The sequence below is a fragment of the Aliiroseovarius pelagivivens genome (assembly GCF_900302485.1).
GTDB lineage: Bacteria > Pseudomonadota > Alphaproteobacteria > Rhodobacterales > Rhodobacteraceae > Aliiroseovarius > Aliiroseovarius pelagivivens.
Map to the genome: position 1 here is coordinate 539,859 of NZ_OMOI01000002.1, position 19,084 is coordinate 558,942.

At 57.8% G+C, this 19,084-nt stretch carries 20 protein-coding genes; 11 read left to right on the forward strand and 9 right to left on the reverse strand.

The window, feature by feature from the left end:
- The first annotated feature begins 129 nt into the window (after window positions 1–129).
- Both ALP8811_RS14790 and ALP8811_RS14795 read left to right on the forward strand, forming a co-directional pair.
- On the forward strand, window positions 130–1,098 hold the full coding sequence (locus tag ALP8811_RS14790; protein WP_108858028.1) for a glutathione S-transferase family protein: 969 nt from the start codon (window positions 130–132) through the stop codon (window positions 1,096–1,098).
- Window positions 1,099–1,139: 41 nt separating this feature from the next.
- Complete coding sequence (locus ALP8811_RS14795) at window positions 1,140–2,003, forward strand: COG3904 family protein (RefSeq protein WP_108858029.1); 864 nt, start codon at window positions 1,140–1,142, stop codon at window positions 2,001–2,003.
- 54 nt (window positions 2,004–2,057) lie between these two features.
- On the opposite strand, the gene ALP8811_RS14800 is transcribed toward ALP8811_RS14795, so the two are convergent.
- Together ALP8811_RS14800 and ALP8811_RS14805 are read right to left on the reverse strand one after the other, a co-directional pair.
- Window positions 2,058–4,274, reverse strand: coding sequence for an NADP-dependent isocitrate dehydrogenase (locus tag ALP8811_RS14800; protein ID WP_108858030.1), 2,217 nt, complete (start codon window positions 4,272–4,274; stop codon window positions 2,058–2,060).
- A gap of 173 nt (window positions 4,275–4,447) precedes the next feature.
- Window positions 4,448–5,464, reverse strand: coding sequence for an isocitrate/isopropylmalate dehydrogenase family protein (locus tag ALP8811_RS14805; protein WP_219928736.1), 1,017 nt, complete (start codon window positions 5,462–5,464; stop codon window positions 4,448–4,450).
- A 174-nt stretch (window positions 5,465–5,638) separates the two neighbouring features.
- On the opposite strand from ALP8811_RS14805, the gene ALP8811_RS14810 reads away from it, so the two are divergent.
- A complete protein-coding gene (locus tag ALP8811_RS14810) occupies window positions 5,639–6,511 on the forward strand; it encodes a ribokinase (protein ID WP_108858032.1) in 873 nt (290 codons plus the stop codon).
- A gap of 6 nt (window positions 6,512–6,517) precedes the next feature.
- Here ALP8811_RS14810 and ALP8811_RS14815 read toward each other — a convergent pair whose 3' ends face one another.
- The 3 genes from ALP8811_RS14815 to ALP8811_RS14825 all read right to left on the reverse strand — a co-directional run bounded on the left by ALP8811_RS14815 (window position 6,518) and on the right by ALP8811_RS14825 (window position 9,088).
- Complete coding sequence (locus ALP8811_RS14815) at window positions 6,518–6,805, reverse strand: SCP2 sterol-binding domain-containing protein (protein WP_108858033.1); 288 nt, start codon at window positions 6,803–6,805, stop codon at window positions 6,518–6,520.
- Between the two features lie 76 nt (window positions 6,806–6,881).
- Window positions 6,882–8,129 (reverse strand): argininosuccinate synthase, encoded by a 1,248-nt coding sequence (locus ALP8811_RS14820; protein ID WP_108858034.1) that lies wholly within the window; start codon window positions 8,127–8,129, stop codon window positions 6,882–6,884.
- 140 nt (window positions 8,130–8,269) lie between these two features.
- Complete coding sequence (locus ALP8811_RS14825) at window positions 8,270–9,088, reverse strand: hypothetical protein (protein WP_146184034.1); 819 nt, start codon at window positions 9,086–9,088, stop codon at window positions 8,270–8,272.
- 209 nt (window positions 9,089–9,297) lie between these two features.
- Here ALP8811_RS14825 and ilvA point away from each other — a divergent pair, with 209 nt between their 5' ends.
- Window positions 9,298–10,545: a threonine ammonia-lyase IlvA gene (gene ilvA / locus ALP8811_RS14830; protein ID WP_108858036.1), complete on the forward strand. Its 1,248-nt coding sequence runs from the start codon at window positions 9,298–9,300 to the stop codon at window positions 10,543–10,545.
- On the opposite strand, the gene ALP8811_RS14835 is transcribed toward ilvA, so the two are convergent.
- The gene (locus ALP8811_RS14835; protein WP_108858037.1) at window positions 10,542–10,856 is read right to left on the reverse strand and encodes an Hpt domain-containing protein; all 315 of its coding nucleotides are present in this window, start codon (window positions 10,854–10,856) and stop codon (window positions 10,542–10,544) included. The genes ilvA and ALP8811_RS14835 overlap by 4 nt on opposite strands.
- Window positions 10,857–10,995: 139 nt before the next feature.
- On the opposite strand from ALP8811_RS14835, the gene ALP8811_RS14840 reads away from it, so the two are divergent.
- Window positions 10,996–12,309 carry a PP2C family protein-serine/threonine phosphatase gene (locus ALP8811_RS14840; protein WP_108858304.1) on the forward strand — a complete coding sequence of 438 codons (1,314 nt, stop codon included), beginning with the start codon at window positions 10,996–10,998 and terminating at the stop codon, window positions 12,307–12,309.
- On the opposite strand, the gene ALP8811_RS14845 is transcribed toward ALP8811_RS14840, so the two are convergent.
- Window positions 12,291–12,734 carry an NUDIX hydrolase gene (locus ALP8811_RS14845; protein WP_108858038.1) on the reverse strand — a complete coding sequence of 148 codons (444 nt, stop codon included), beginning with the start codon at window positions 12,732–12,734 and terminating at the stop codon, window positions 12,291–12,293. The two genes, ALP8811_RS14840 and ALP8811_RS14845, sit on opposite strands and share 19 nt — an antisense overlap.
- 70 nt (window positions 12,735–12,804) lie before the next feature.
- Here ALP8811_RS14845 and hslO point away from each other — a divergent pair, with 70 nt between their 5' ends.
- The 5 genes from hslO to ALP8811_RS14870 all read left to right on the forward strand — a co-directional run bounded on the left by hslO (window position 12,805) and on the right by ALP8811_RS14870 (window position 17,347).
- Window positions 12,805–13,806 carry an Hsp33 family molecular chaperone HslO gene (gene hslO / locus ALP8811_RS14850; RefSeq protein WP_108858039.1) on the forward strand — a complete coding sequence of 334 codons (1,002 nt, stop codon included), beginning with the start codon at window positions 12,805–12,807 and terminating at the stop codon, window positions 13,804–13,806.
- Window positions 13,790–14,395 (forward strand): CoA pyrophosphatase, encoded by a 606-nt coding sequence (locus ALP8811_RS14855; protein ID WP_108858040.1) that lies wholly within the window; start codon window positions 13,790–13,792, stop codon window positions 14,393–14,395. The genes hslO and ALP8811_RS14855 overlap by 17 nt, the downstream gene beginning before the upstream one ends.
- On the forward strand, window positions 14,392–15,537 hold the full coding sequence (locus tag ALP8811_RS14860; RefSeq protein ID WP_108858041.1) for a CCA tRNA nucleotidyltransferase: 1,146 nt from the start codon (window positions 14,392–14,394) through the stop codon (window positions 15,535–15,537). Before ALP8811_RS14855 ends, ALP8811_RS14860 begins: the two co-directional genes overlap by 4 nt.
- Window positions 15,534–16,757: a class I SAM-dependent RNA methyltransferase gene (locus tag ALP8811_RS14865; protein ID WP_108858042.1), complete on the forward strand. Its 1,224-nt coding sequence runs from the start codon at window positions 15,534–15,536 to the stop codon at window positions 16,755–16,757. Before ALP8811_RS14860 ends, ALP8811_RS14865 begins: the two co-directional genes overlap by 4 nt.
- 95 nt (window positions 16,758–16,852) lie before the next feature.
- Window positions 16,853–17,347 (forward strand): L,D-transpeptidase family protein, encoded by a 495-nt coding sequence (locus ALP8811_RS14870; RefSeq protein ID WP_108858043.1) that lies wholly within the window; start codon window positions 16,853–16,855, stop codon window positions 17,345–17,347.
- A gap of 54 nt (window positions 17,348–17,401) precedes the next feature.
- On the opposite strand, the gene dalA is transcribed toward ALP8811_RS14870, so the two are convergent.
- The gene (gene dalA, locus ALP8811_RS14875; RefSeq protein WP_108858044.1) at window positions 17,402–17,896 is read right to left on the reverse strand and encodes a divisome-associated lipoprotein DalA; all 495 of its coding nucleotides are present in this window, start codon (window positions 17,894–17,896) and stop codon (window positions 17,402–17,404) included.
- A gap of 168 nt (window positions 17,897–18,064) precedes the next feature.
- Here dalA and ALP8811_RS14880 point away from each other — a divergent pair, with 168 nt between their 5' ends.
- Window positions 18,065–18,667 (forward strand): L,D-transpeptidase, encoded by a 603-nt coding sequence (locus ALP8811_RS14880; protein WP_108858045.1) that lies wholly within the window; start codon window positions 18,065–18,067, stop codon window positions 18,665–18,667.
- Between the two features lie 69 nt (window positions 18,668–18,736).
- Here the strand turns inward: ALP8811_RS14880 and trxA are convergent, their stop codons facing one another.
- Window positions 18,737–19,057 carry a thioredoxin gene (gene trxA / locus ALP8811_RS14885; RefSeq protein ID WP_108858046.1) on the reverse strand — a complete coding sequence of 107 codons (321 nt, stop codon included), beginning with the start codon at window positions 19,055–19,057 and terminating at the stop codon, window positions 18,737–18,739.
- Window positions 19,058–19,084 lie beyond the last annotated feature (27 nt).

The following is a 19,084-nucleotide window of genomic DNA, read 5'->3' on the forward strand; positions in this document are numbered from 1 at the left end:
TTTTCGGCCCGTGGGATTCCCGCGGGCCGTTTGCGTTCTGTGCAGGTTTGAACAGGTCTGACGCGTATTGCGCTGAGTTGTTTGATGACCGGAGGCTGTTATCTTTTCTGCAGAAGATAGGAGGCTCCGATGGGTCAGCTTGTGGATGGCGTCTGGCACGACGTTTGGTACGACACCAAGAAAACCGGCGGGAAATTCAGACGCGAAGACGCACGCTTTCGCAATTGGGTCACGGAAGATGGTGCCGCCGGCCCAACGGGTGATGGCGGGTTCAAGGCCGAGGCTGGTCGCTATCATCTGTATGTCTCACTTGCCTGTCCCTGGGCACACCGCACCCTGATCTTTCGCAAGCTGAAGGGGCTGGAAGATCTGATCGGCGTGACCGCCGTGCATCCGCATATGTTGTCAAACGGGTGGGAGTTTGATGCCGCCGACCCAGATCCGTTGTTCGGGCACAGTTTTATGCATCAGATCTATACCACGGACAAAGCCGATTACTCGGGCCGGGTGACTGTGCCTGTTCTGTGGGACAAAGTGCAAAATCGCATTGCCAGCAACGAAAGCTCCGAGATCATCCGGATGTTCAATTCCGCCTTTAACGGCCTGACTGGGAATACGCAGGACTTCTACCCTCAAGCGCTGCGCGATCAGATCGACGCGATCAACGACGACATCTATCAAAACATCAATAATGGTGTCTATCGCTGCGGATTTGCCACCACGCAAGAGGCATATGAGCAGGCGTTCGACGCCCTTTTCGACGCGCTGGATAGGGTCGAGAGCATCCTGTCAGAAACCCGTTATCTGGTTGGCAGCCAGCTGACCGAGGCAGATTGGCGTCTGTTCACAACGCTAATCCGATTTGATGCGGTCTATCATGGGCACTTCAAAACCAACCTGAAACGGATCGAGGATTTCCCGAACATCTCGAACTATCTGCGCGAGCTGTATCAACATCCCGGCGTGGCCGACACGGTGAACATGGAGCACATCAAGTCGCACTACTACTATTCGCACGAGACGATCAATCCGACGCGCGTTGTACCTAAAGGTCCGGCGCTGAACTTTGATCGCCCCCATGACCGGGATCGCTTCTGACCCGGTTTGACTTGTTTCACGGGACGGCCCTAGGGTTGCCCATGGGATATGCTGTGGACCATCTGCGCGGAAAGCATCCGCTTTGGCAAAGCTTCTGGCTCAACGGCGTTGGGGTGCGGCTGGCTGTCTATGCCTTGATTTTGATGGTTTTGCGCGACGCTCCGATTGCGATTTGGGCGGCTGTGGTACTAGTAGGCGCCGATGCGTTGTGCCTGTTGTGGCAAAGCGTGGGCTATTTCCGCGCGGCGGAAGGGCGGTTGCGCGATACCGGTTCGATGTTGCCCACCTGGGGCGGGATGATTGCCCTGATTATCGCGGTGTTTGTCGTGGGATCACAGTGGTGGGCGCTGGGGTTGGCGACGCGTCCAGTTGATGACGGACCCAGCTTCGCCGAACGCAAGGCGCAAGAGCGGCAGGCGCAGTATCAAATCATTCGCCAGCCTGATGGCAGCCTTCTGTTTCAGGGGCAGATCGTATTGGGTGTGACCAAAGCGCTGGGCAAGGAATTGGCGCAAGGGCCAGCCCCTAAACGCATTACCCTCAGCAGCGAAGGCGGTAATGTGTTTGAAGCGCGCGGCCTTGCCAAACTGATCACGACGCATGGCCTTCATACCCAAGTGGACGATGCGTGCAGCTCGGCTTGCACATTGATGTTCATCGCCGGAAGCCAGCGGCAACTTGGACCAAACGCACGCCTGGGGTTTCACAGCTACTCGCTGGAAGACGCACAGCGGTTGCCGGGGTTTGATATCGAGGCCGAACAGGCGCGCGATCGGGAATTCATGTTGGGGCAGGGTGTTTCGGCTGGGTTTATCGCGCGTGTATATGACACGCCCTCCAGCGGCATCTGGTTCCCGGAGCGGGATCTTTTGCGCCTATCGGGTGTCGTGACGCAGGGCAGCTGAAAACAGAAAACCCCGCCACTGGGACGGGGTTTTCAGGTGATTTAGAGACGTATCTTAGTCGATGATCGCGTTCAGCGTGGCCGAGGGGCGCATCACTTTGGCTTTCAGCTCGACCGACGGGCGGAAGTAGCCGCCGATGTCAGCTGCTGGGCCTTGAGCTGCGGCGAACTCTGCCAGGATGGCTTCTTCGCCTTCGGCCAGAGCCTTCGCAACCGGAGCGAACTCGGCCGCCAGATCAGCATCGTCCGACTGAGCAGCCAGAGCGTCTGCCCAGTAGCGGGCGAACCAATAGTGGCTGTCGCGGTTGTCCGGCTCGCCAACTTTGCGCGACGGCGAGTTGTTGTTGTCCAGAATGCCCTGTGTTGCAGCTTCGGCTGCTGCGCCCAGAACACCAGCTTTGGCGTTGCCTTTGACGTCAGCCAGGAAGTTCAGGCTTTCACCCAGTGCACAGAACTCGCCCATCGAGTCCCAACGCAGGTGGTTTTGCTCAACCAGCTGCTGAACGTGCTTCGGAGCAGATCCACCAGCGCCGGTTTCAAACAGACCGCCACCTTTCATCAGCTTCACGATCGACAGCATCTTGGCCGAGGTGCCCAGTTCCAGGATCGGGAACAGGTCGGTCAGATAGTCACGCAGCACATTGCCGGTGATGGCGATGCTGTCATTGCCAGCCGTGATGGTTTTCAGCGACTGAGCTGTTGCTTCACGCGGGGCCATGATCTGGAACAGGTCGGCTTTGCCGGCAGCTTCCAGCGCGGGCGTCACGTATTTGATCAGCTCGGCATCGTGGCCGCGGTTTGCGTCCAGCCAGAAGATGGCTTCCGAACCGGTCAGGCGCTGACGGTCAAGGGCCAGCTCGATCCAGTTCTCGATCGGAGCCTTCTTCACAGTGCACGAACGCCAGATGTCACCGGCCTCGACTTCATGCGAGTGCAGCGTGTCGCCATTGGCGGTCACGATGCGAATGGTGCCGTCTGCGGGGGCTTCAAAAGTGGTCGGGTGCGAGCCGTATTCTTCAGCTTTCTGAGCCATCAGGCCAACGTTCGCCACCGAGCCAGCGGTGGTCACGTCAAGCGCGCCATTGGCTTTGAAGAAGTTGATGCTTTCGTCATAGATGGTGGCATAGCAGCGGTCGGGGATCACGCAGTTGGTGTCGCCCTTGTTGCCAGCTTCATCCCAGCCTTTACCGCCAGCGCGGATCACTGCGGGCATCGAAGCATCGATGATTACGTCCGACGGTACGTGCAGGTTGGTGATACCTTTGTCGCTGTCGACCATGTACATCGACGGACGATCCAAGGCAGCGATTTCCGCTTTGATCTCGTCTGCGTTGTCCAGGCTGTCGATGGCGTCCAGAACAGCACCCAGACCCGAGTTCGGCGAACCGCCGGCAGCGGCAATCGCCTCGCCGTGCTTGTCCCAAACCGGACCAAGCCATGCTTTGACAGCGTGGCCGAAGATGATCGGGTCCGACACTTTCATCATGGTCGCTTTCATGTGAAGCGAGAACATGGTGCCGTCTTTTTTGGTGTCTTCGATGGCGTCTGCCAGGAAAGCACCCAGGGCTTTCGCCGACATGAAGGTCGCATCCGCGATGGTGCCTTCTTCCAGCGACCAGCCGTCTTTCAGAACGGTGGTCGAACCGTCTTTGCCGACGAATTCGATTTTCGCGTCACCCGCCTGAGCGGCGGTGATGGTGGCCGATACTTCGTTCGCGTAGAAGTCGTTGCCCGACATCGACGACACTTTGGTCTTCGAGGACGATTCCCAAGCACCCATCGAATGCGGGTTGTTCTGGGCGAAGTTTTTCACGGCGCGGGCCGAACGGCGGTCCGAGTTGCCTTCGCGCAGAACCGGGTTCACAGCCGAGCCCTTGATGGCGTCAAAGCGTGCGCGGATGGCTTTTTCTTCGTCGCTGGACGGATCTTCCGGGTAGGCCGGGATGTCATAACCCTGCGCTTGCAGCTCTTCGATGGCCGCAACCAGCTGAGGGACAGAAGCCGAGATGTTCGGAAGCTTGATCACGTTTGCGCTGGGGGTTTTCACCAGCTCGCCCAGTGCGGCCAGGTCGTCCGACTGGCGCTGATCGTCGGTCAGGTTCTCGGGGAAGGTCGCGATGATGCGGCCAGCCAGCGAAATGTCCGGCGTACCAACGGTGATTCCAGCGCTGGAAACGAATTTGCGGATGATTGGCAGGAACGAAGCCGAGGCCAGCTCGGGTGCTTCGTCTACAATGGTATACAGAATGTCTGCTTGCGATTTATCGGTCATCTTAGAACACCTCTTTTTTCGCGGGAAACTTCGCCTAGGGATCAATGTCCTGATCGGCGAAAGGTGGGATTTCCCCTTTCCCATACACAAAGATCGTGAAGAAAAAAAGGGCGGAGCGCTAACAGCCCCGAGAAAAAGGGTCGCAGCCTAAGCCGCGACCCGACGAATTCGAGTCAGAGGCGATCCATGATGGCCTCGGCAATCGACATTGTGTTGCCTGTGCCACCAAGATCCGGAGTCACGCGGTCTTTGGCCTGCACCGTGTCGACGACGGCTTTCTTCAAGCGCTGTGCGTCTTCGGGCTTGCCAACATGTTCAAGCATCAGGCCCGCCGCCATAAGGAATGCACAGGGGTTGGCTTTTTGCTGGCCCGCGATGTCGGGGGCTGATCCGTGGACAGCTTCGAAAATCGCGGCGTCTTCACCGATGTTGGCGCCCGGCGCCAGACCCAGACCGCCAACCAGACCGGCTGCCAAGTCCGACAGGATGTCGCCAAACAGGTTGGTTGTGACGATCACGTCGAACGCATCGGGGTACATGACCATCTGCATGGCGCAGGCATCGACGATGCGCTCATCGCACTCGACGCGACCTTCGTATTCCTTGGCGATCTTGCGGGCCTCTTCCAAAAACATGCCAGAGAGCAGCTTCAGGATGTTGGCCTTGTGCACGATCGAGACTTTCTTGCGGCCATTTGCCAGCGCGTATTCGAAAGCAGCGCGGGTGATGCGCTGGGCACCTTCTTTGGTGTTATAGCCGGTCGAGAAGACTTTGCCCTCGGGATCGCCATTGTGCTCCATATAGCCTTCGTCCGAGATATAGTACCCTTCCAGGTTCTCGCGGAAGATCACCATATCAACGTTGTCATAGCGCCCATCCGCCTTGATCGTCTTGGTCGGGCGCACATTGGCATAAAGGTTGAACGCCTGACGCAGTTGCAGGTTGATTGACTTGAAACCACCGCCAACGGGCGTGGTCAGCGGACCTTTCAGCGCCAGTTTGGTTTTGCGGATGCTGTCCAGCGTCGCTTCGGGCAACGGTGTGCCGACCGTATCGAACGCGGTCATGCCTGCCTGTTGCACGTCCCACTCAAACGGGCTGCCCATATGGTCGAGGATGGCTGTAACGGCTTCGGTGATTTCGGGGCCAATCCCGTCGCCCGGGATCAAAGTGGCTTGGATCTTAGTCATGGTGGTCTCCATGGTGATGCGCGCGTGTGCGTCTGATATAAACGGTATACAATGGAATACAATAGGGAAGTGATATTCAGAAAGGTGAATAAAACAAGGCGTTTCCCCGTAATGTTACGCGCGACTTGCACCTGCGGGCAAGCGCGCTAACGTGGACAGGCAAGGAGGTGCCGCGTGACCATATACAACCTCGGATCCATCAATATCGACAACTTCTATCGCGTGCCGCACATGCCCGCGCCGGGCGAAACCTTGGCAGCGAACGAACATTCCGTTGGGCTGGGTGGCAAGGGCGCGAACCAGTCGGTCGCAAGCGCGCGGGCCGGGGCGCAGGTGAGTCATATCGGCGCTGTCGGTCCCGAGGGTGATTGGTGTGTCGAAGTGCTGACGCACGCCGGGGTGGATACGCGCCACATCGCGCGGGCAGAGGTGGCAACGGGCCACGCCAATATACTGGTGGACCCCGAAGGCGAGAACCAGATCGTTCTTTTCCCCGGCGCCAATCGTGCTTTCGCGTCGGGTCATGTCGCTGGCGCTCTGTCCACCGCCGGGCCCGGTGACACGCTGATCTTGCAAAACGAAACCGAAATGACGGTCGAAGCCGCAACGCTTGCCAAGGCGAAAGGCCTGCGTGTCATCTACTCCGCGGCGCCCTTCGTGGCCGCAGATGCCAAAGCGATGCTGCCCGTCATCGATATGCTGGTGCTGAACGAGGTTGAGGCGCAGCAACTGACCGACGCGCTGGGCGTGGGATTGGCAGATCTTGAGGTGCCCGTGGTTCTGATTACCAAAGGTGCCGACGGGGCCGTCTGGATCGAGAATGGTGTGGAGACTGCACAGGTTCCGGCTTTCCCGGTCACGCCTGTTGATACGACCGGCGCGGGGGATTGCTTTATCGGCTATGTCGCCGCCGGTTTGGATCAGGGGATGTCACCCGAAGAAGCCATGCGGCTTGGGGCGGCAGCATCTGCCATTAAAGTCACCCGCTTCGGAACCGCAGACGCTATCCCGTCGCGGGACGAAGTAGACCACTTTCTGCAGGGTTAGAGACTTCTAGCCCTTCAGAAGCTGCCCCAGACGCATTGCAATTGACACATCACCCGAGACTTTGATTTTGCCCATCATGAAGGCGGTCATTGGGTTCAAATCGCCCTTCATCAGTTTCTCAAGATTGGCGTGGGACATTGCGATGGTGCAATCCGTGTCGACGTCATCGCGCGACAACATCCCGTCCTGCAGAACAATCACGCCGTCCTCGCCGCAATCCAGCTTCAGGCTTTCCTCGAACGGAACTTTTGTCAGACCGCGTTCGATCTTTTCGGCGATGTGGGTCAGGGGCATTGGGGGTCCTCATGTAAAAACGCCCCCGTGTGATACGGGGGCGTTTGAACGCGGTCCACAGTGACGTGGCGCGAGCTTACTTGACGCGTTTGTTGCGCATCGCGATCAGTTTCAGGCGCAGCGCGTTCAGCTGGATGAAGCCAGCGGCGTCGGTCTGATCGTAAGCGCCCATGTCCTCTTCAAAGGTCACGTGCTCTTCCGAGTACAGCGAGTGATCCGACCAACGGCCAACCACACGGGCCAGACCTTTGTACAGCTTCATGCGGACGGTGCCGGTCACGTGCTCTTGGCTCAGGTCGATGGCCGCCTGAAGCATTTCGCGCTCGGGCGAGAACCAATAGCCGTTGTACAGAAGCTCTGCATATTTCGGCATCAGCTCGTCTTTCAGGTGCATCGCGCCGCGGTCCATGGTGATCGACTCGATGCCACGGTGCGCATCCAGAAGGATCGTGCCGCCGGGGGTCTCGTAGATCCCGCGCGATTTCATACCGACATAGCGGCCTTCAACCAGATCCAGACGGCCAATGCCGTGCTTGCGACCGTATTCGTTCAGTTCGGTCAGGATGGTCGCGGGCGACATCTTCTCGCCGTTGATGGCAATGGGATCGCCTTTTTCGAACTCAATCTCGATGAATTCGGGCGTGTCCGGCGCATCTTCTGGGTGCACGGTGCGCTGATAGACGTAATCCGGTGCATCCTCGGCGGGGTCTTCCAGAACTTTGCCTTCCGACGAGGTGTGCAGCAGGTTTGCATCGACCGAGAACGGAGCCTCGCCGCGCTTGTCCTTAGCGATCGGAATCTGGTTCTTTTCGGCGAAATCCAGCAGTTTGGTGCGCGAACCAAGATCCCATTCACGCCACGGGGCGATCACGACGATTTCGGGGTTTAGCGCATAGGCGGCCAGTTCGAAACGAACCTGGTCGTTGCCTTTGCCGGTTGCGCCGTGGCTAACCGCATCTGCGCCATGCTCGGCGGCGATTTCCACCAGACGCTTCGAGATCAGCGGACGTGCGATCGAGGTGCCCAGCAGGTACAGGCCTTCGTATTGCGCATTGGCGCGGAACATCGGGAAGACATAATCGCGCACGAATTCTTCGCGCAGGTCTTCGATGTGGATGTTCTCGGGCTTGATGCCCATCATTTCGGCTTTCTTGCGCGCGGGTTCCAGTTCTTCGCCCTGACCGAGGTCAGCGGTGAAGGTAATCACTTCGCAGCCGTATTCGGTTTGTAGCCACTTCAGAATGATCGAGGTGTCGAGGCCACCGGAATAGGCCAGAACAACTTTCTTCGGCGCAGACTGGGGCGCGGTATTGGACGAAATCATCGGTTTCCCTTTCACGAGCGTATCGCGCGGCGATTATATGTTTTTAAGGGAAAGAGCAAGGATGCGCAGGCGTGTTCTGAATGTAAAAGGGCAGCCCAATGGACCGCCCTTCACAAATTCAAGCGCTACGTTGCAGCGTATCAGAGACCGAGGTTGCCGTGCAGCTCGTCCATGGCGGCTTCGTCATCTGAAATATCGCGGCCATTGGTCAGGGCCAGCAGGGCATCCTGTTGCCCCTGAGCCGCCGCTGCTGCCGCGGCGATTGCCGCTGCCGCTTCGTCCTCAAGGCGCGCAAGCTCGTCTTCATAGGCGGTGGCGACATCAAGATCGCCCTGTGCGGACGCCAGATCATCATTTACCGCGGAAATCTGAGTATCCTTGTCGGCGATAGCCGTATTCAGCTCGTCGATACGCGCAAGCTCGTCATCCGTCAGATCAGTCTTGGCGTTGAGGGCATCAAGTTCTGTCTGCAGTGCAGATTTCTCGGTATTCAGGTTGGTCAACTGACCGTTCAAACCATCGATCTTGGTCTGAGTATCGGCCGCCGTGAACCCTGGGTCGTTCTCTTTGTGGGTTTCAACGGCTGCTGTGGCTGCCACAGCTTTTCCATCAGCCTCGCCTACATTGACTGTCGCATCACGATAGGCGGCTGCCTTGCCGACGCGGCTTTTGGCATTGGCGACTTCAAGGGCGCGCGCACTTGCGTTCGATGCGTTGGCGGATTTGAGTGAGCTTCTTGTCGAACCATTGCCGTTCGATCCCTTTTCGGGCTTGCTGCCACGATCCGGTTTCGACCCGCGATCCGGCTTGCTGCCACGATCCTTGCTTCCGCCACGGTCCTTGTCTTTGCCCTTCGCAAATGCGGGCTCTGCCGATGCGATCATGATTGCAGTGCTCGCTGCCGGTACAGCAAGGGTGGTGACAAGGGCGGTCATTACGGCCTTGGTGAGTGTTCGCATTTGTACGCTCTCCGTGTTTTTCGGACAATTGTGCCTAGTTATGGTTGAGCGTAACGCTAGCCGAACAACGGTGTCTGGCAAGATAATTATGCACAGTATTTGAAAAATATACCCTTTTGGCAAAAACTGTTTCCAAAATGCACATCTTCTGTGTGGGCCGCATCCGGGACGCCCTTGCCAAGAACCACGTCTTGATGGAGAGATCAGGCATGAGCGATTTTCTGAAAAGAGCCCGTGTGGCCGAGCAGCAGATGCGGGCATTGTTCCCCGCGACGCCCTTGCAGCGCAATGACCACCTGTCCGCGATGTATGGCGCTGATATTTGGTTGAAACGCGAAGACCTCAGCCCTGTACGCAGTTATAAAATCCGTGGCGCGTTGAATGCGATGGGCAAGGCACTGGCCGCGGATCCATCGCGGGATCTGTTCGTCTGTGCGTCTGCAGGCAATCACGCGCAGGGCGTTGCCTTCACCAGCCGCCACTTCGGCGTGCGTGGCGTGATCTTCATGCCGGTCACAACACCTCAGCAGAAAATCGAGAAAACCCGCATTTTCGGCGGGGACAATATCGAGATTCGTTTGGTTGGGGACTATTTCGACGACACGCTGAAAGCCGCGCAAGAGTATTGCGAGGCCGAGGGCGGCCATTTCCTGTCGCCTTTCGACGACACCGATGTGATCGAAGGACAGGCCAGCGTCGCCGCCGAGATCGTGTCTCAACTTGGGCGCGCGCCGGATCTGGTCATTCTGCCTGTTGGCGGTGGCGGGCTGTCGTCAGGCGTCACCAAGTATCTGGGCGCAACTGCGCCGGAAACGGCTTTGCGCTATGTCGAGCCTGCCGGGGGCGCCAGCCTTCGCGCCGCATTGGACGCCGGGCATCCGGTGACTCTGGATCGCGTAGATAACTTTGTAGACGGCGCCGCCGTGGCCCGGATCGGCGCGATGACATTCGACGTGCTGAAAGAAATCGACCCAGCACATCTGCTAACGGTGCCCGAGGACCGGATTTGCCTGACCATCTTGGACATGCTGAATGTCGAAGGTGTCGTGCTTGAGCCTGCCGGCGCAATGTCGATCGACGCCCTGAAAGATCTTCAGGACGACATTCGTGGGAAGACGGTGATCTGTGTGACGTCCGGCGGGAATTTCGACTTCGAACGCCTTCCCGATGTCAAAGAGCGCGCGCAGCGCTTTGCCGGGCTGAAGAAGTATTTCCTATTGCGGTTGCCGCAACGACCCGGCGCCTTGAAAGACTTTCTTCAAATCTTGGGCCCGGACGACAACATCGCCCGGTTTGAGTACATGAAGAAAAGCGCGCGTAACTTCGGCTCTGTTCTGCTGGGCATAGAAACCAGCCAGCCCGAGAACTTCGACTTGCTGGAGCAGCGGTTGGAAGAGCACGGTTTCGCCTTCTCGGACATCACGGATGACGAAACCATTGCCGAGTTCGTGGTCTAGCACTTCGTCATAAATTCGAGTTTTGACTGTTCGTAGGTGGTGAAGACGGGCTCAAGCTGGATCTGGTGGCCCTGACCATTGGCTGCGTCTGTTTCATTCTGTCCGCAGATCTCGGATAGGCCCCGAAACCCCAGGTTCAGGGCCGAGCCCTTCAGGAAATGCATGTCCTGTTCGTAAAGCGCAGGATCGGGGCTGGATCTCAGCCGAGCGATCACCTCGTCCACTTCTTCCAAAAAGATCTCGGCCACTTCGCCGAAATCCTCTTCTCCGATTTCATCTTTCAGTTCGTTTACGCGGCGCCAGTCGATCATGGGTATTTCCTGTTTGTCTGGCGTGATCTTCCACGACGCTGGTTAACATGCTGTTATAAATACAGATAAAGACGAATTTTAGCTTTAAAGACCTGTTAAATCGCGCGCCCTAATGATGATCCGAGATATCGTGTATTTTATGAGTCTTGGGGCAATCTTGGGTGTAGCAAAACAAAATAATACTGAGGTGATCAGCACAGGCGCCGCGCAGAAGGATGCGGCCAGACCTGATTCGATTCAGCGTATTTTGGTCGTTGATGACAGCCGCGCCCAACGCAGCTTGATGTCGAGATCACTGGCGAAGCAGGGCTATCAGGTTACCGAAGCGGGATCAGGGCTTGAAGCGATCAAGCTGTTTGCCGCGCAAGAGTTCGACTTGATCCTCAGCGACTGGATGATGCCCGGCATGGACGGGCTGGAACTGTGCAAAGCCATCCGCTCACAAACCGCGAATGGCTATGTCTATTTCATTCTGTTGACGTCAAAATCGGATAAAGACGCGGTGTCCCGCGGTTTGAATGTCGGGGCTGACGATTTTCTGGCCAAACCCTTTAACCCGGACGAGTTGCGCGCGCGGATTTCTGCGGGTGGGCGCATTCTGTCGATGGAGCGTGAGCTTCAGGAAACAAACCGGCTGGTGTCATCTGCTCTGGCCGAGCTGAAGACACTATATGATTCGCTGGATCGCGACTTGGTCGAGGCACGGAAGATGCAGCAATCTTTGGTGCGTGAATCGTTCCGCGATTGGGGTCGGGCGGAAGTGTCCTTGCTATTGAAGCCTTGCGGACATGTGGGCGGTGATCTGGTTGGGTTCTTCGATGCCGGAAAAGATCACATCGCTTTCTACTCGATTGATGTGTCTGGGCATGGGATTGCATCGGCCCTGCTGACCGCACGGCTGGCGTCGTACCTGTCCGAGGGATCGCCCACACACAACATCGCACTGATCGAGCGCAATGACGGCGATCACCGACGGCAACCACCGGAAATAGTTGCGGCCCAGCTGAATACGCTTTTGACCAAGGACATGCTGTCCGAGCACTATTTTACTATGCTGTTTGGCTATCTGGATATGACCACCGGCCGGGTGGAGTTTACACAATGCGGGCATCCAAACGCCGTGGTGCTGAACCGATCCGGCCGGGCGCATTTCATTGGGGAAGGCGGTATGCCGATCGGCTTGATCTCGGATGCTGAATTTGAACGTCAAACTCTGAATTTACAGCTCGGAGAACGGCTAATCTTCTATTCGGACGGCTTCACAGAATGTGAGAATGTTCAGAAAGATCAGATTGAAGAACAAGGGTTTGGCGAAATTCTTGAGAAGAACAGCGGGCTGACGAACGAGATGCTGTTCGATGCGATGGTTTGGGATCTGGATCGGTTCGCAGGTGGGCAAGAGTTCGGCGATGATCTGTCCTGCGTAATGCTGACCTACAAGTCCCAGACATAGGTTTGGACAAAATGCCGGTCGCCTGCGCTGGCGAGGAGACTTGCAGCGGTGCGCGCGCCGCTCCAAACCGCATCGTGATCCGGTTCGATCGGGGCACTGATCTGCCGAACCGGGACTGCCAGAAAGATGTGACAGATCTTTTCGGCCCACAGGTCATACTCTGGCATGAAGGTGAAGCGGCGATACGCGCCCAAGCGTACGGGATTGCGGATGGTCCAGCCGGTTTCTTCCATAACTTCGCGATGCAGGGCCGCAATTGGGCTTTCACCGGGATCAATGCCACCGCCGGGCAACTGGTATTCGTCGAAGCCTCCACCCTGATGGGTTAGCAGTATGTCCTGCCCACGCAAAAGGATCGCATAAGCGCCCGGACGCGGGGTATAGGTCCGATTTCTATGCTTTGGCGCGCCAAATCTTCGGATCATCCCTTTTCCATTCGGTTGCTGCCACCATATAGACGCGGTATGCCAAGCTGAACGCCGATAGGAAACCCCAATGACTCTTGGATCTCAAATCGCATGGGATGACACCATTCTGCCATTCCAACTGGACAACAGCGACATCCGTGGGCGCCTTCTGCGCCTTGACGGAGCGCTGGACGCGATCCTGTCCCAACACAATTACCCGCCCGCGATCGAAGCGCTGGTGGCCGAAGCCGCCATGCTGACCGCAATGATCGGGCAGACGATCAAGCAAAGCTGGAAGCTGTCGCTGCAGATCCGCGGTGATGGCCCCGCGCGCTTGATTGCCACCGACTATTATGCGCCGAAGGTGGCAGGTGAACCCGCTGAAATCCGCGCCTATGCCAGCTTTGACGAAGAGCGTCTGGACCCCACTGGGCCCAGCTTTCCGCAGATTGGTAAGGGCATGTTCGCGATCCTGATCCAGCAAAACGAAGGCAAGCAACCCTATAAGGGTATAACGCCGATCGCTGGCAATTCACTGTCCGATTGTGCACAAGCCTATTTCGCGCAGTCTGAACAGCTGCCGACCCGCTTCCACCTGACCTTTGGAAAATCGGTCTGGGCAGGCGGCCAGGAAGGCTGGCGCGCGGGTGGCGTGATGCTGCAACATATGCCGAAAGCCTCGCCGCATGTGACGGGCGAAGGTGGTTCGGGCGAGGGCGGATTGCTGGCACCTGCCGATTTGCTGACGGAAGACGACAGCGAAAACTGGAGCCGCGCCAACATCCTTCTGGATTCGGTGGAAGAGCTGGAGCTGGTCGGACCATCCGTTCAGCCGACCGAGCTGTTGGTGCGCCTGTTCCACGAAGAAGCGCCGCGCGTCTATGATCCGCAGCCGCTTAGCTTCGGCTGCCCCTGTTCCGAGGAACGCGTGCGCGAAAGCCTGTCGATCTATTCTGATCGTGACATTGGCCACATGACCAATGACGAAGGTCGCGTGACCGCTGATTGTCAGTTCTGCGGCGCGCATTACGATCTGGATCCAGGCACAGTGGGTAAGGATGCAAAGGGCGCGGATGGTGACAGCGCCTGATCAAATCTCGCGCCTTCGGGTTGCCCTGTCCCTGACGGGGACGGGAAGCTCGGACTTTGATCTTTCGCCCGGCGTGGTTCTGCCCGCCGGACGAAAACTGCGCCCGGCTGGCGTATTGATGCCTTTTGTCGAAACCCGAACAGGGCTTGAGCTGGTCCTGACCAAACGGTCCTCGGCCTTGAAGCACCACCCGGGTCAGATTGCCTTTCCGGGCGGTAAACGTGATGCATTAGACACTGATATTCGCGCGACAGCCCTGCGCGAGGCGCATGAGGAAATTGGCCTGAACCCGACCCATGTCGAGGTTCTGGGCCAGCTTCCCGAACACGAGACGGTCACTGGCTTTACGGTGACGCCGGTCTTGGGTTTGGTGACCTCCGAGTTCACCCCAATTGTCGAACCTGGCGAAGTTGAAGAGGCTTTCCGCGTCCCGTTTGATCACGTCACCCGCCTTGCGAATTTCAGTCGACAGGGGCGGTTCTGGCAGGGGCAAATGCGATGGTACGAAACCGTACCTCTTGGCCCCTATTACATCTGGGGCGCGACGGCGCGGATGCTGCGCGGATTGGCCGAAAGGCTGGCGCAATGACCTGTATTCAGGGCGACTGGATCAACGACCATGGTGCGCAGCGTGTCTGTGCTTTGCTGTCTGATGCCGGGTATCAGGTCTATTTTGTGGGGGGATGCGTGCGCAACGACCTTTTGGGGGTCGGGATCTCGGATCTGGATATGTGCACGGATGCCCTGCCTGCCCGCGTGATGGAGCTGGCCGAGGCCGCGGGCCTGCGCGCGCTGCCTACCGGGATTGACCACGGTACGGTGACGATTGTCATTGATCATGAGCCCTACGAAATCACGACCTATCGCAAAGACGTCCAGACAGATGGCCGACGCGCGGTTGTGGCGTTCTCGGACCGGATCGAGGATGATGCACGTCGGCGCGACTTTACCATGAACGCTTTGTACGCCGACCCGACGGGGCAAATTTTAGACCCGCTTGACGGACTTCCAGATCTTCAGGCGCGTCGTGTGCGCTTTATCGACGATGCGGACGCGCGCATCCGCGAGGACTATCTTCGGACGCTACGGTTCTTCCGGTTTCATGCCTGGTACGGCGATGTCGCAGCCGGGATTGATCCCGAGGGTCTTGCCGCCTGTTCAGCAAATTTGGATGGGTTAGAGACGCTTTCTAAGGAACGTGTCGGGCTGGAGATGCTGAAAATTCTCTCGGCGCCCGATCCCGCACCCGCTATGGCCGCCATGGCGCAGTCAGGCGTTCTGACACGTATTCTGCCGGGTGGGGATGCGTCGAAGCTGGCGGTTCTTGTGCATCTGGAAGCCGATCTGGCTGTGGATTCCTTGCGACGTCTGGCGCTTCTGGGCGGTCAAGATGTTGCCGTGGCTCTGCGCCTGTCAAAGAAGCAGGCAAAGCAGCTTGAGAACTTGCGTGATGGAATGGGCTCCTCCGCCACCATTGGAGAGCTGGCTTACAGGCTGGGGGCCGATCAGGCGCGCAACATCGCAATTCTGCGCGCTGTGATGTTTGAAACGCCGGTACCCGATGGGCTGGAACGCCAGATCGACGCCGGAGCCGCCGCCAAATTCCCAATCAAGCCCGTTGACCTGATGCCCGGCATCACCGGCCCCGCGCTGGGCGACAAGCTGCGCGAACTCGAAACCCGTTGGATCGCATCGGGCTTCATCCTGACGCGCGAGGAACTGTTGAAATGAGCGATATTACCCACACAATCACCCGTCTGGGCCATTTGGGCGATGGGATCGCCGATGGGCCAATCTTTGCGGCCCGCACCCTGCCGGGCGAGGTTGTTCGCGGTGACGTCGCGGGCGATCGGATCGAAACGCCAAAGATTGTCACGCCCTCGTCCGATCGGATCAAACCCGCTTGCCCCCATTACAACACGTGTGGGGGTTGTTCTTTGATGCATGCCTCGGACGAGTTCGTGGCGAATTGGAAGACCGAGATTGTTCGAAATGCGCTAAATTACCACGGGATAGAGACTGAATTTCGGCCGATCCATACGTCTCCTGCCCGGTCCAGACGACGCGCTGTGCTGTCGGCGCGTCGGGGGAAGAAAGCACCGATTGTTGGATTTCATGGCCGCCGGTCTGGCACCATCACCGAAATCACGAATTGTCACCTTATCCACCCCGAGATCCTGCAAGCCTTGCCTGCGCTGGGCGAGCTGACCACACTTGGCGCTTCGCGCAAGGGCGAGCTGTCGATCAACGCAACGGTCTCGGATGCGGGGCCAGATGTCTCGGTCACCGGGGGCAAGCCTTTGGATCGCGCGCTTCAAGCCGAGCTTGGTCAGGCGGTAAACCGCTTCGGTTTCGCCCGCTTGTCGTGGGATGGCGAAGTGATCGCGATGGAAACCCCGCCTGCGCAGAGCTTTGGAGCGGCCGCCGTCACGCCCCCGCCCGGGGCGTTCCTGCAAGCCACGCGCGAAGGCGAAGCCGCCCTTCTGGCTGCGGTACGCGAAGCGATCGGCAATTCGGAGCGGATCATTGATCTGTTTGCAGGCTGCGGCACCTTTGCGCTGCCGTTGGCGGAAAACGCCTCTGTTCACGCGGTCGAGGGCGTGGATAGCATGCTGAAGGCGCTTGATGCCGGGTGGCGTCATGCCCAGGGCCTACACGAAGTGACGACCGAAACACGCGACCTGTTTCGAAATCCGCTTTATGCCGAGGACCTGAAACGCTTTGACGCTGCGGTCATCGACCCCCCGCGTGCCGGGGCCGAGGCGCAGATCGAGCAGATTGCGGCGTCGGACCTGTCAGTTGTGGCAATGGTGTCGTGCAACGCAGTCAGTTTTGCGCGTGATGCCAAGATTTTGCTTGATGCAGGGTTTGAAATGGATTGGATACAAGTTGTGGATCAGTTCCGCTGGTCAGCTCACACCGAACAGGTGGCCAAGTTCCAGCGCCGGTAAGCGGAATTTGCACCAATTGATCCGTCAGATCCGATGTGGTTTGAGTTGGCTGACGCGCACGATACCATGTGCCAAACAAAAAGTACGGGTGTAATATGAGAACCGTCGTCGCAATCGCAGCAGTGCTTGCCCTTTTATTTACCGCCTCGTGTGGGCCAAAGCGTCATCAGTATGACGGGCCCGAGGTCACGCGGATTATCGTGAATAAAGAAGATCGAAAGATGTACCTGCTTCACGGGACCGAGATCCTGAAAAGCTATAACATCGAGCTGGGCTTCGCTCCGGAGGGCCACAAGCAGTTTGAAGGCGACGGGAAGACCCCCGAAGGGCGCTATGTGATTGACCGTCGCAACCCGAACAGCGCTTTCTATCTTTCAATCGGGGTGTCTTACCCCAACCGCGCGGATGTAGAGTACGCCAAGGCTCAGGGTGAGAAACCCGGCGGCGAGATTTTCATCCATGGCGGGCGTCGACCGAAAGATCCCAAGCGGCCTGATTGGACGGCTGGCTGTATCTCGGTCAAGAACCGCGAAATGCTTGAAATCTATACGATGGTGCGGTTGGGCACGGTCATTGACATCAACCCATAAACAGGAAGACCCGCCAATTCAGGCGGGTCTTTCGTTTTGGTCTGTGATCTGGGCCTAAGCGCCGACTTCCAGCACCCACCAGATTTTACCGTTGGATTCCTGATGCCACGAGAACCCCAGATTCCGTGCTCGTGGATCCATGATGATGCGGCGCGTGTCGTGGTTTGCCATCCAGGCGGACAGGGTTTGAAGTTCGCTTTCGAAGGTCTCGGAGATCGTTTCACCCAGATAGAGACCAGTATACCCAACCCGGCGCGCACGATCGACAGGTGACGACCCGTCCGAGCCGAAATGCCATGGGCGGTTCTGAAGAGACATGTCCTGAGCATGCGTCTTGGCAGCTGCGTTCAGTTTGCTGTTCAGCTGCATTGGGCCTGCGCCCGCAGCGGCCCGCAGCTCATTCACGGAATCCAGCATCCGGTATTGGATGGACGAGGTCTTCGCCGCCGAAATCCGATACACTTTGACGCCACCACCAGTCGTTGTCGTGCTGGTCGTACAAGCTGCCAGAGTGGTTGCTGTGGCCAATGCCAACAAAATCGCGCGCATGGATACTCTCATCAATATAATCTTGTTCTAGCGCCTCACTATAGACAGTATGTGGCGAATTCAAATAACGGGTGCGCGATATTGCCGATTCACGCCGGTTTGATTTGCGACTGATGCGGTCGCGCAATATAGGTTACGTTAACAAAGTAAGTTCATTGGAGTGGCAATATGAGTGACACCCCCAGCACAAAGTTTGGCCGTCGTACATTTCTGACAGGCATCGCCGCTGCTGCGGGCGGTGTGGCATCGCCTGCAATTGCGCAGTTTGACAACTCGACCGCGGTCGAGCGCGACCTGACCGAGGTGGTGAAGCGCAATATTTCCAGCTTCCGCACGCTGGATTGGCGACCCTATTTCAGCAACACCAAGAAGGGTGTGATCTTGGTGGATATCAGCTCGCGCTGTTTGCACTATTGGTCCGAGGATCAGGCGACATATCGCCTGTACCCGACATCCGTCCCGCTGAGCGAAGATTTGACCCGCCGTGGCCGCACAAGTGTGGTCCGCAAGGTCGAAGGCCCGTCTTGGGCGCCAACCCCTGCGATGCGCAAGCGCAACCCGGAGTGGCCCTCATTTGTTGGCCCGGGTCCGGACAACCCGCTGGGTACTCACGCGCTGTATCTGGGGTGGAAATACTATCGGATCCACGGCACCCACGACACGCGCAAGATCGGGCGCCAGTCGTCGAACGGTTGTATCGGACTGTATAACGAACACATCGCCGAGCTTTTCGCGCTGACGAAGAACGGCGCGCAGGTTCTACTGATCTGAACGAAGATCACAGAAGGAACGAAAAAGCCCCGCAATTTGCGGGGCTTTTCTTTTGGCAGTAAGCCGGGATCAGACGCTTTCTTCGATCCAGCTTTGCAGGGCCGCTTTCGGAGCGGCGCCAACTTTGTTCGAGATCACTTGACCGTCTTTGAACATGAACAGCGCCGGAATGCCGCGCACGCCCATCTGAGCCGGCGAGTTCGGGTTTTCGTCCACGTTCACCTTCACGATTTTGACCTTGCCTTCATATTCGGTCGACAGCTCTTCCAAAGCTGGGCCGATCTGTTTGCAGGGGCCACACCATTCGGCCCAGAAATCTACAACAACGGGAACATCCGCGTTGCGGACTTCTTCATCAAAGGTGGCATCGGTGACAGCGACGGTTGCCATTAGCATTCTCCTGAATTTTTGGTTGTT

Bases quoted from the DNA above. Each gene is read 5' to 3' on its own strand.
- ALP8811_RS14795 (WP_108858029.1), top strand. From the start codon at position 1,140: ATGGGATATGCTGTGGACCATCTGCGCGGAAAGCATCCGCTTTGGCAA.
- ALP8811_RS14870 (WP_108858043.1), top strand. From the start codon at position 16,853: ATGAGAACCGTCGTCGCAATCGCAGCAGTGCTTGCCCTTTTATTTACC.
- ALP8811_RS14815 (WP_108858033.1), bottom strand. From the start codon at position 6,805: ATGCCCCTGACCCACATCGCCGAAAAGATCGAACGCGGTCTGACAAAA.
- ALP8811_RS14800 (WP_108858030.1), bottom strand. From the start codon at position 4,274: ATGACCGATAAATCGCAAGCAGACATTCTGTATACCATTGTAGACGAA.
- ALP8811_RS14790 (WP_108858028.1), top strand. From the start codon at position 130: ATGGGTCAGCTTGTGGATGGCGTCTGGCACGACGTTTGGTACGACACC.
- ALP8811_RS14855 (WP_108858040.1), top strand. From the start codon at position 13,790: ATGGTGACAGCGCCTGATCAAATCTCGCGCCTTCGGGTTGCCCTGTCC.
- hslO (WP_108858039.1), top strand. From the start codon at position 12,805: ATGACTCTTGGATCTCAAATCGCATGGGATGACACCATTCTGCCATTC.
- ALP8811_RS14825 (WP_146184034.1), bottom strand. From the start codon at position 9,088: ATGCGAACACTCACCAAGGCCGTAATGACCGCCCTTGTCACCACCCTT.
- dalA (WP_108858044.1), bottom strand. From the start codon at position 17,896: ATGCGCGCGATTTTGTTGGCATTGGCCACAGCAACCACTCTGGCAGCT.
- ilvA (WP_108858036.1), top strand. From the start codon at position 9,298: ATGAGCGATTTTCTGAAAAGAGCCCGTGTGGCCGAGCAGCAGATGCGG.
- ALP8811_RS14860 (WP_108858041.1), top strand. From the start codon at position 14,392: ATGACCTGTATTCAGGGCGACTGGATCAACGACCATGGTGCGCAGCGT.
- ALP8811_RS14840 (WP_108858304.1), top strand. From the start codon at position 10,996: ATGAGTCTTGGGGCAATCTTGGGTGTAGCAAAACAAAATAATACTGAG.
- ALP8811_RS14865 (WP_108858042.1), top strand. From the start codon at position 15,534: ATGAGCGATATTACCCACACAATCACCCGTCTGGGCCATTTGGGCGAT.
- ALP8811_RS14835 (WP_108858037.1), bottom strand. From the start codon at position 10,856: ATGATCGACTGGCGCCGCGTAAACGAACTGAAAGATGAAATCGGAGAA.
- ALP8811_RS14820 (WP_108858034.1), bottom strand. From the start codon at position 8,129: ATGATTTCGTCCAATACCGCGCCCCAGTCTGCGCCGAAGAAAGTTGTT.
- ALP8811_RS14845 (WP_108858038.1), bottom strand. From the start codon at position 12,734: ATGATCCGAAGATTTGGCGCGCCAAAGCATAGAAATCGGACCTATACC.
- ALP8811_RS14805 (WP_219928736.1), bottom strand. From the start codon at position 5,464: ATGACTAAGATCCAAGCCACTTTGATCCCGGGCGACGGGATTGGCCCC.
- ALP8811_RS14880 (WP_108858045.1), top strand. From the start codon at position 18,065: ATGAGTGACACCCCCAGCACAAAGTTTGGCCGTCGTACATTTCTGACA.
- trxA (WP_108858046.1), bottom strand. From the start codon at position 19,057: ATGGCAACCGTCGCTGTCACCGATGCCACCTTTGATGAAGAAGTCCGC.